General features: G+C 40.8%; 10 protein-coding genes and 1 pseudogene. 1 reads left to right on the forward strand and 10 read right to left on the reverse strand.

Translation table 11 applies throughout. The features are described 5' to 3' along the window. The 10 genes and pseudogenes from OU792_RS17955 to OU792_RS18000 all read right to left on the reverse strand — a co-directional run. Window positions 1-231: pseudogene (locus tag OU792_RS17955) on the reverse strand (FkbM family methyltransferase); the annotation flags it as partial. 19 nt (window positions 232-250) lie between these two features. Beyond that, on the reverse strand, window positions 251-1,423 hold the full coding sequence (gene gmd, locus OU792_RS17960) for a GDP-mannose 4,6-dehydratase (RefSeq protein WP_274670965.1): 1,173 nt from the start codon (window positions 1,421-1,423) through the stop codon (window positions 251-253). 159 nt (window positions 1,424-1,582) lie between these two features. After that, complete coding sequence (locus OU792_RS17965; protein ID WP_274670966.1) at window positions 1,583-1,954, reverse strand: GxxExxY protein; 372 nt, start codon at window positions 1,952-1,954, stop codon at window positions 1,583-1,585. 311 nt (window positions 1,955-2,265) lie between these two features. Beyond that, window positions 2,266-3,204, reverse strand: coding sequence for a GDP-mannose 4,6-dehydratase (locus OU792_RS17970; protein ID WP_274670967.1), 939 nt, complete (start codon window positions 3,202-3,204; stop codon window positions 2,266-2,268). Window positions 3,205-3,259: 55 nt separating this feature from the next. Beyond that, window positions 3,260-4,051: an FkbM family methyltransferase gene (locus OU792_RS17975; RefSeq protein ID WP_274670968.1), complete on the reverse strand. Its 792-nt coding sequence runs from the start codon at window positions 4,049-4,051 to the stop codon at window positions 3,260-3,262. Window positions 4,052-4,157: 106 nt separating this feature from the next. Continuing rightward, a complete protein-coding gene (locus OU792_RS17980) occupies window positions 4,158-5,252 on the reverse strand; it encodes a glycosyltransferase family 4 protein (protein WP_274670969.1) in 1,095 nt (364 codons plus the stop codon). Between the two features lie 27 nt (window positions 5,253-5,279). After that, the gene (locus OU792_RS17985) at window positions 5,280-6,110 is read right to left on the reverse strand and encodes a glycosyltransferase family 2 protein (protein WP_274670970.1); all 831 of its coding nucleotides are present in this window, start codon (window positions 6,108-6,110) and stop codon (window positions 5,280-5,282) included. Between the two features lie 25 nt (window positions 6,111-6,135). Then, window positions 6,136-7,107, reverse strand: a complete 972-nt coding sequence (locus OU792_RS17990) for a GDP-L-fucose synthase family protein (protein WP_274670971.1) — start codon at window positions 7,105-7,107, stop codon at window positions 6,136-6,138. 104 nt (window positions 7,108-7,211) lie between these two features. Continuing rightward, window positions 7,212-7,952 (reverse strand): FkbM family methyltransferase, encoded by a 741-nt coding sequence (locus tag OU792_RS17995; RefSeq protein ID WP_274670972.1) that lies wholly within the window; start codon window positions 7,950-7,952, stop codon window positions 7,212-7,214. 167 nt (window positions 7,953-8,119) lie between these two features. Continuing rightward, window positions 8,120-8,539, reverse strand: a complete 420-nt coding sequence (locus tag OU792_RS18000; protein WP_274670973.1) for an adenylyltransferase/cytidyltransferase family protein — start codon at window positions 8,537-8,539, stop codon at window positions 8,120-8,122. A 706-nt stretch (window positions 8,540-9,245) separates the two neighbouring features. Here OU792_RS18000 and OU792_RS18005 point away from each other — a divergent pair. Continuing rightward, window positions 9,246-9,389 (forward strand): hypothetical protein, encoded by a 144-nt coding sequence (locus tag OU792_RS18005; protein ID WP_274670974.1) that lies wholly within the window; start codon window positions 9,246-9,248, stop codon window positions 9,387-9,389. The last annotated feature ends 47 nt before the right edge of the window (window positions 9,390-9,436 follow it).

Genomic DNA, 9,436 nt, shown 5'->3' on the forward strand with positions numbered 1-9,436 from the left:
AAGGAGAAAACCCATATCTTCAAACTCCAATAAACCACAATATATATTACCTGTAACTCCTGTCAACCCTTTCCAAGCGAGTATCTTAGTTTTACCGGTTAATGGATAGAGAATCGGATATGGATTTAAGGCGCAATTCAATTGCCATCTAATAAACCTTAAAATTCCTCCAATTTTATTTTTCCTATTAAAAGGATGATTATAAATAAAAGATAAGGTTCTAAACATCATAAATAATAATACAAAGTTCCTAAACAATTCTAAACAACTCCAAATCCCCCCTCATCATATCCTCTACCAATCCTTGGAGATCATATTCCGGTTCCCAGCCGAGTTGTGTTTTAGCTTTGGTAGGGTCGCCGATAAGGAGGTCGACTTCGGTGGGGCGGAAGTAGGTCGGATCCACTTTGATTAATGTAGAACCAATATTCAAGTTTCCAGTTTTTAAGTTCGAAGTTCGGAGTTCGGAGTTCTGGGTTGTCAACTCTGAACCTCGAACCCCGAACTCTTTTCCAGTTGCCTCAAAGTATTTCTGCTCATCCACTTCCTCCAGAATTCCGACTTCTTCTACACCTGAACCGCTCCATCGGATATGGAAACCGACATGTGCGAAGGCCATTTGGACGAAGTCACGGACTTTGGTGGTTTGGCCGGTGGCAATGACATAGTCTTCTGGTTTATCCTGTTGTAAGATCAGCCACATCGCCTTTACATAGTCCTTGGCATGTCCCCAGTCCCGCTTGGCATCTAGGTTACCTAGATACAAGCAATCCTGCTTTCCCATCGCAATGGCCGCGGCAGCCATGGTGATTTTACGGGTGACAAAGGTCTCGCCTCTTCTCGGGGATTCATGATTAAAGAGAATCCCATTGCAAGCGAACATGTTATAGGCTTCACGATAATTCTTAGTGATCCAAAATCCGTAGATCTTGGCTACCCCATAGGGAGAGCGGGGATAAAAGGGAGAATTCTCATCATAGAACCCCTTTTCATTTTTATTCTCAGGCATGCCTCCATAGAGTTCGGAGGTAGAGGCCTGATAAATTCTAGTCTTATTCTCCAGTTTGAGGATACGAACAGCCTCCAAGAGTCGAAGTGCCCCTATCCCATCCACATTGGCTACATATTCCGGAGAATCGAAGGAAACCTTGACATGGGACATAGCCCCGAGGTTGTAGATTTCATCGGGTTGGACTTCCTGAATGATCCGGATGATATTGGTGGAATCCGTTAGGTCTCCATAATGAAGGTGGAAGTTCACATGCCCTTCATGCGGGTCCTGATACAGATGGTCGATTCGCTGGGTATTGAAGGAAGATGCTCGTCGTTTGATACCATGGACGATGTATCCTTTTTCTAAAAGTAATTCGGCTAGGTAAGAGCCATCTTGGCCGGTGATGCCGGTAATTAAAGCTGTTTTCATCTAATTAGTTTCACAGAGTTACACTGAGTTGGGCACAGAGTAACACAGAGTTTTTTTGATTAATTAAAGAATAGGACTTGCGAAGCCTTCTATGATGCTGTTTTCAGATTAAGTGTTATCCGAGGGAAGTAGAGTATAGATTAAAGTAGCATGGAGTTTTTAAAGAGATAATCGCTTAATTCCGTTCTTTAAGCTTTTAGTATTGAAGTTTATAAGAAGTCCAACCTTTTTATCTGCCAATTTTAAGTAGGTTAACACTTGGGCAATATGAACGTCAGTAAAATTCTCTACAGTCTTAAGTTCAACAATCACCCGGTTTTCAACCAATAAATCAATTCTATAGCCACATTCTAATTTAACCTCTTCATAAATCAAGGGTAATGGTTTTTCTACTTCAACCATTAACCCTTCTTTTTCTAATTCATATTTCAAACAAGCCTGATATGCCGATTCGAGTAATCCAGGACCTAGACTTGAATGGATCTTATAAGAAGATCTCAGAATCTGTTCTGTAATTAAATCTTGAATCATAAAAACTCCTTGCTAATTTTTATAATCAACTCTGCGAGATTGCGAGGCCTTAGTGTTCTTTGTGTCCTTCTTGGTTAATTATAAGCGAGCCTGCGAGCACTCTGTGAGACTCTGTGAAATTCCTCTGTGAAACTCTGTGCTACAATTTTTAGCGAGCTTGCGAGCACTCTGTGTAACTCCGTGCCTCCTCTGTGGTACTCAGTGAAACAAATCAAGCGAGCCTGCGAGCACTCTGTGCCTTCTCTGTGAAACCCTGCCTACCGGCAGGCAGGTCCGTGTAACAAATCAAGCGAGCCTGCGAGCAATAACATTCATTTAAGCATTCTTTCTATCACCCCCTCCATATCTACTTTAGCTTTCCAGCCCAATTTCTTCCCAGCTTTTTCCGGATCTGCTTTTGATATACTCAAATCAGTGGGACGCATCAGATCAGGTGATTGAGATACATGTTCTTGCCAGTGTAGCCCCAGAACTTCAAATGTCTTTGAAACAAACTCCTCCAAACTTTGGCTTTTGCCTGTTGCAATAATGAAGTCTTCCGCTTTGTCCTGCTGAAGCATAAGCCACATAGCTTCTACATACTCGGGTGCCCACCCCCAATCTCTGGACACATCGAGTCTTCCCAAAACCAGCTTTTCTCCTGACCCTTCAGAAATCCTTTTGGCAGTTTGAATGATTTTTTGAGTTACGAATCTTGCCGGTCTCAAAGGAGATTCATGATTAAAAAGAATCCCTGTGCAGGCAAATAAATCATAAGCCTCCCGATAATTATCTACCAGCCAGGTTGAGGATGCTTTAGCTAAGGCATAGGGACTCCTAGGCTTAAATGGGGTTGTTTCTTTTGCAGCTTCACCCTCAGTATCTCCGAAAGCCTCTGAACTTCCTGCATGATAAACTTTAATCCCTCGGGCTTCCATTTTTACTGCTTCAAGCACATTCAGAATCCCAATGGTAAAGCTTTGTATAGTCTCTGCTGGCTGTTCGAAGGATAAACCAACGGATGACTGACCTGCCAAAAAGTAGATTTCATCAGGTTTGGACTTTTTTATTGCCACCAATACAGATCTAAAATCCTCAGGGTCCATGGAAAGCAAATGCACCTCATTTTTGATTCCCAAAAAGTTTAATCCTCGAAAAACACTTCCCTGGGCATCTCTGGAAGTCCCAAAAACCTCATAGCCTTTTTTCAGTAAGAAGTCAGCCAAATAGCTACCATCCTGCCCAGAAACTCCGATAATTAATGCTTTCAATGAATCTTGAATATTAGACTATGCTTAAAAAGAAAATTTGTATTGAGTTCAATTATTAAAGTTCCTCTATCTGATCGGTCAATACATTCACTACTTCCATGCCTCGAATTTTCTTCAAACGCTCCTGACCTCTTAGATAAGTCAGGTTACCATTCTCATCCCGGCTTTCCATAAACTGACTCTCTCTGTAAGCTTCTTCTAAGGAACAAGCCTTTACATTTGAGCTTAGCAGGTCTTTTCTTACAAAATATGCATTATTCCCGTCCAGATTACCTCCAATCAATGCATAGCCTTTTTTATCTGCTAAGTATTCTAGTGCTGGAAGAGATGCTCCAAAATATAGGTTTGAATGATGGGCGGCCGTACGGAAGAAATCAGGTTTATATGGAATGCTTATGGCCCTTTCCATTCCAAACACGCTGTTGTATTCCATAATTAAGATGGCAGGATTTAATTTTGAAAAATCCATTGCTTCCAAAACATGGTAATCGTTGCCGTCAATATCGATATGAAGTAATCCTAAATCTGAAAACCCAGTTTCTGCCATCAAATCATTGATATTCTCACAGGTGATAAAGGCTGCTTTATGCTGCAATTGATGCTTCCAGTACCAAGGCTGCAAAGGAAGAGAATTCATATAGGTAGCGGATCCGTCCATGACAAAGCCTGACCACAGATTATTCATCATCAAAAACCGGGTGTTTGATTCCTTATAGTCCTCTACTCCAAACTCTACAAAAGTTTTATTTTTTATCTCGAGGTTCTTGATCAAATATTGAATGATCCCATCATCTCCAAACTGGCTAAAAATTCTAAACTCGTAGTCATTTATAGAGGTTGAAGTCATACCCCATTGTTGATTTGACAACAATTTCCCCATCGCGAGTAAGGCAGTTTCATCTTTGACTTGTTGCGGTGGGTTAAGCCTTCTCGACAAGGCACGATATATTCTCTTAGATAACATTCTTATAAATTTCTAAGGTTTGAAGGGCTGTATTTTTCCAAGAAAACTGCTGTACCCGTTGATATCCTTTTTCGATTAAAATGGACCTTAAGTCCTCATCAAAAACCACTTTCTCTAATTGAGAGGCCATTTCCTCAACATTCAATGGATCGAAGGTCAGCCCTGCATCTCCTATCACTTCAGGCAATGAACTGGTATAACTACTGACAACCGGACAGCCATAGGTCATGGCCTCCAAAGGAGGAATCCCAAAGCCTTCATATAGAGATGGATAAACAAAAGCATGGGCTTGAGAGTACAGACTAGCCAAATCCAGGTCCGTTCCTGCCCCCTGTAATACTTGATTGGAAGAAAGCCCCAAGGATTGGATCAATTCTTTTTCCTGCTGATTGAAACCTCCACCTCCAAAAGCGTAAATATTCAGTTCGGACTTAAGTCTCTCCGAACTTGCAAATGCCTTTAGAAAATTGGAAAAGTTTTTATACCCAGACCTAAGGCCCACATAGAGGATAAAAGGTCTATTCCCCTCACTTTCCACTTTATCTATTTTCAATGCTTTATCAGCTGCAAGATGGACCACAGAAATTTTTTCGGAGTCGATGTCAAAAAGACGGATTAAATCTTTCTTAGTTTGATGGGAAATACTAATGATATGGTCTGCCCTTTTAAGCGCAGCCTTTTTTGGAACAGTCACTAATTCTTCTGGCCTAAATTGATCTGAATACAATTCTTGGATCATATCATAAACCGTCACAATTACGGGTCTATTGGTTTTGATAATTGGCTCTGAGGAAAAATAGGTTTCATGTATGATGTCCGGCCTACTAAGAAAGGACCTTAGACTTCCCTTATAGCTGTTTAATTTGCGAAAGGCCCGAATGCTATGCGATGGGTATTTATGAAAATAATGACCCTTGACCAATTTCGAATTACTTTCGGTCAGATAATAATTGATATGCCATCCTGCTTCAATAGCTACATCCTCCCCCATATTTTGCATTTCTTCAGCCATCCTGACAAAATATCTAGAGATGCCTCCGTACTTCTGAATGGAGAATATTTGAGGATCAAAAAGTACCTTCATTGATAGGTCTGATTTAGTAGCAAAAGCCTAGAAAATGCGCTTAATCGTCAGGAATAAATCTGGAAACAAGACCCGCAAATAGGCAGAAATAATTTTCTTAAGACTCACGAAAATTCCTTCATGGATTCTAAGAAAGTGAAAATATTCCTTTGCTGCCATCCCTTTCACACTGTGGAATAAAAACCAACGCTTAGAAAAACTAAGTTTAGAGTCTCCCCAATAAGGAATGGAATTAATTTCACAGGTGGCAATATATTTTTCCGTGCTGTAGCAGGGAAATCCAGCAGCTTGAGCTCGAAGACCATAATCGTAATCCCCAAAATAATGGGTAAAATCAGGGGAAAGTCCATTCAGTTTTTGATCAATCTCAGCAGAGACTAAGACTATATTTCCATTGATCAACTTTACTTCTTGGGGCCTTCCATTCGGAACGACCATGCCATCATCATTAGTCCCCCCAAATGAAAACTCACCCGTAGCAGGATCCTGACATGCTCCCACAATTATTCCCGGACGTTCCAGCTCATAATACTGTTCAAACATCGTTAGAATAGCAGAAGGATACAGGTAAGTGTCATCATTAAGCCAAATGAAGAAGTCAAATTGATCCGATTCCTTTGCCTTTTCCCAAGCCAAATTCATCCCTCCATTCCAGTACTGACAACCATCACCTTTTACGATCCTAACCTGAGGAAAATTCTTTTCAAGCATTTCTGAAGTCCCATCAGAGGAAGCATCATCACAGAGAAAAACTTGCAATTCAGTATTTTCTGGCAGCATTTGATCAAAAAGATTCTCCAAACACCTATTGGTTTTTTCTTTTCGATTGAAACAAGTAAGTATAACTGCTACTTTCAAGGTAATGATGATCGAATCGGATTGATTATAATTTCACTTCTTTATAGCTCTCTTGATTTTCCAGGAACCAAGCATAAGTCCTTTTTATCCCCTCTTCTAAGCTTGTTTTCGCTTTCCAGCCAGCCCTCTCCATTTTAGATACATCCATCAGTTTTCGAGGAGTACCATCAGGTTTGGTAGAATCCCAGATAATTTCTCCGCTATGCCCTACGATTTTTTGAATAAGTTCGGCGAGTTCGCGAATGGTTAGGTCCTTTCCAGTTCCCACATTGTAGAGATTATCAGCGAATTTATTCTCCATCGCAAAAACTACCGCTTCAGCTAGGTCTTCCACATACAAAAACTCCCTCATCGGGTTACCTGAACCCCATACCTCGACAGGCTCGGCAACCGCCGTTTCTTCACTTTTAAGCTTCGCATCATGAAACTTCCGAATCATAGCTGGCAAAACATGGGAAGTTTTAAGGTCGAAATTATCAAAAGGGCCATAGAGGTTAGTGGGCATCAAAGAGATGTAATCCTTTCCATATTGCTTTCGAATTGCTTCACAAGCCTTTACTCCAGCAATTTTGGCTATGGCATACCACTCATTGGTTGGTTCCAAGGGAGCGGTAAGCAGGTATTCTTCTTTTAAGGGTTGAGGTGCTAATTTTGGATAGATACAAGAAGAACCTAGAAAGATGAACTTGTCCACTCCCGCATGAAAGGCCGTATCGATCAGATTATTCTGAATCTGAAGATTTTCCATCAAAAACTGATAGGGATGCTCATTATTGGCCAATATCCCTCCTACCCGAGCTGCTGCATCGATAACCACCTCAGGTTGTTCCTTTTCGAAAAACTCTCTAACAGCCGCCTGATTTCTGAGGTCCAGTTCGGTGGAAGTTTTGCCAATCAAATTGGTATAACCTTCCGCTTCCAACTTTCTCCAGATGGCAGAACCTACCATACCTCGGTGGCCGGCGATGTAGATGCGGGTATGTGGGTTAAGGTTCAAGTTGTTTCAGTTAAAGGTTAATTGTTAAGGGTTTTGGGTCCGGGGTTCAGGGTTCCAGCTTCAGCGGGTCAGAATGATCAATCTGTTCCGCTTTCCTTGTTCGACTATTTAAAATCTTTATGTATGAAAAAGGCGGTATTCACCGTTTTGGCAAGGACGGAGTAACCATATTCTTCCAAGTACCCTAGCATGGGATTTTGATCGAGATTTGAAAGTGAGTTTCTCAATATTTCAGCTAGGATAACTTTGGGTTTGTACTTTTCCAAGTTAATAGAGCGAATCACCTCAAAATCCAATCCCTCAACATCTACGGTGAGGAAATCGATTTCTTGATTTTTCGGCAGGTATTGATCGAGTATTTCCTCGAGGGTGGCTGTTTGGATATCCTTGGTAAACAATAGCTTAAAATGATCCTGACCGTCTCTTTTTTCAGAAATCTCCTTTGAAAAACCATTCAAGGCTGGCTCATTAAAAGCATAATAAGTCAAAACCTGCTTTTGATCGGAAATAGGAATTTCTAAGTTGATATCCCTAGCCCTCACTTTATTAAATGCCTTCATACTATTGGGCATGGCATCTATATTGATTCCCGACCAGCCCTTAAGATAGAATAAATAGGTATTTGAATATCGGTAAGGATGATGGGCACCTACATCTACATAGAAACCACGATACTTCTTTCTGATATCAAAGATTCTTTTCAAAAGCACATCCTCCCCTTCCTGTGAAAATGATTGAAGAGCGTATTTGCTTTTGTACTTTTCAGGAAAGAGACTATAGTCCCTGAAAAAGCTTAAATCCTGGATTAGGTTTTTTGGAAGAATGCTGCGGAGAATCTTTTTCAAGTCAATTTCTTAATTATGAGCAGACCCAAGTTGGAACTTATAGCTCTGAGGAATCGAGGAGTAAAGAGGTTTTGGGTTCGATGTTCGGGGTTCGATGTTCGGGGTTCCCGAAACAGGGGGCAGGCGAGGCTCGAGGTTAACAACGTTGAACATTGAACCTTGAACCTTTAACTGCGAAGCAACCACGAACTCGACTGAATCTTCTCTCCCATTCCATCCAAGAGTTCGATGCCTAATTCCTGGCAAACGGGTACTTCCGGGATGGACTGATTATTCTGATCCCCACCATTGGCAAAGGCGAGTTGGTAGCGATCTCCCAATTCTTGATGAATTTTCCGGATCGTTTCGCAGACTGTTCTGTCCTGATCGATGGAAAGATATACCCGGTCCACTGATTTGATATTCGATACGATAAACAGGCGTTCATCCTCCAACTGAAACTCTGCTGAGCCCTTAAGCTTGCGCTGATGATCATTGTTTACGATCACAATCAACTCATCTCCTACAGCTTTGGAATGGTTAAAATATTCAATGTGCCCTTTGTGCAAGGGATTGAAGTAACCGGAAACAATTATTCCTCTTTTCATAAATAGAGAGTTAAGGATTCGGCGTTTTGGCCTTCCGCCAAGGCAGGCAGGAGAGGTTCTGCGTTCTGTGTTCTACGTTTTGGGTTATTGGATTCTCACTTATAAAAAAAGCACTTAATCTTTTAACGTTGAACCATGAACGTTTAACAATATCAAAAAAGGGATTACACATTATATTTCAACCTAGAAACCTTTTCAGGACCGAAACACAGTAGTCGACCTAAAGCTTCGCCCTTTCAGTCCCAATCCGGAAAAAAATCGATGTGAAAAAGCGGTTTGAAATAAATCCTTAAAAAGAGATTCCCGTAGCTTCTTCCTCGATATTTCTTCTTTTCTGGGTCTTAGCGGGTAAAAAAAGACTGATTTACAGTTATTTTGGGGGTCAAAAAGCCAAAACCTTGCCATTATTTGGCCTGTTTTGACAGTTCAAAGATATAAAAACGAGTAGTTTTGGTACTCATTTTAATCCAATTTCTACTAACTTTTTTTATATACTATTTTTTGCATTTTGTAACCTTGACAATGCGTTTAGGACTGTTAAGGCTAGATTAAGGTGATTGTACAAAGATTATTTAATCATGTTTTTTAACTCATTTATATTGTCGATCTTCCATAATTGGGGGTACCCGAAGTTTTCAAGGAATAGCACTTTTCCATCTCCTCTTTCCCATGACCATTGACTGCGGGATAAATCAAGATTATCCTTATGAACAGTGGCCAGCTTCAGTCCGAGATTTTGATGAAAAGAAGACATCTGATAGAAGCGGATAAATCGGAGTATCTCTTCTCCGTCAAAGTCAAATTGATAGTAGCTAGCTGGAGAGCCAGAAATTTTGAAGACATTCGGTAAGTTTAGCTTCTTCTTTTTCTTTCTTGCGCTCAGCTAGACCTTCTTCG

This window comes from Algoriphagus sp. NF (genome assembly GCF_028823735.1).
Classification (GTDB): Bacteria; Bacteroidota; Bacteroidia; order Cytophagales; family Cyclobacteriaceae; genus Algoriphagus; species Algoriphagus marincola.

What these genes read in the sequence shown, in the direction of transcription:
- gmd (WP_274670965.1), bottom strand. Translation starts at nt 1,423, where the DNA reads ATGAAAACAGCTTTAATTACCGGCATCACCGGCCAAGATGGCTCTTAC.
- OU792_RS17965 (WP_274670966.1), bottom strand. Translation starts at nt 1,954, where the DNA reads ATGATTCAAGATTTAATTACAGAACAGATTCTGAGATCTTCTTATAAG.
- OU792_RS17975 (WP_274670968.1), bottom strand. Translation starts at nt 4,051, where the DNA reads ATGACTTCAACCTCTATAAATGACTACGAGTTTAGAATTTTTAGCCAG.
- OU792_RS17980 (WP_274670969.1), bottom strand. Translation starts at nt 5,252, where the DNA reads ATGAAGGTACTTTTTGATCCTCAAATATTCTCCATTCAGAAGTACGGA.
- OU792_RS18000 (WP_274670973.1), bottom strand. Translation starts at nt 8,539, where the DNA reads ATGAAAAGAGGAATAATTGTTTCCGGTTACTTCAATCCCTTGCACAAA.
- OU792_RS18005 (WP_274670974.1), top strand. Translation starts at nt 9,246, where the DNA reads ATGAACAGTGGCCAGCTTCAGTCCGAGATTTTGATGAAAAGAAGACAT.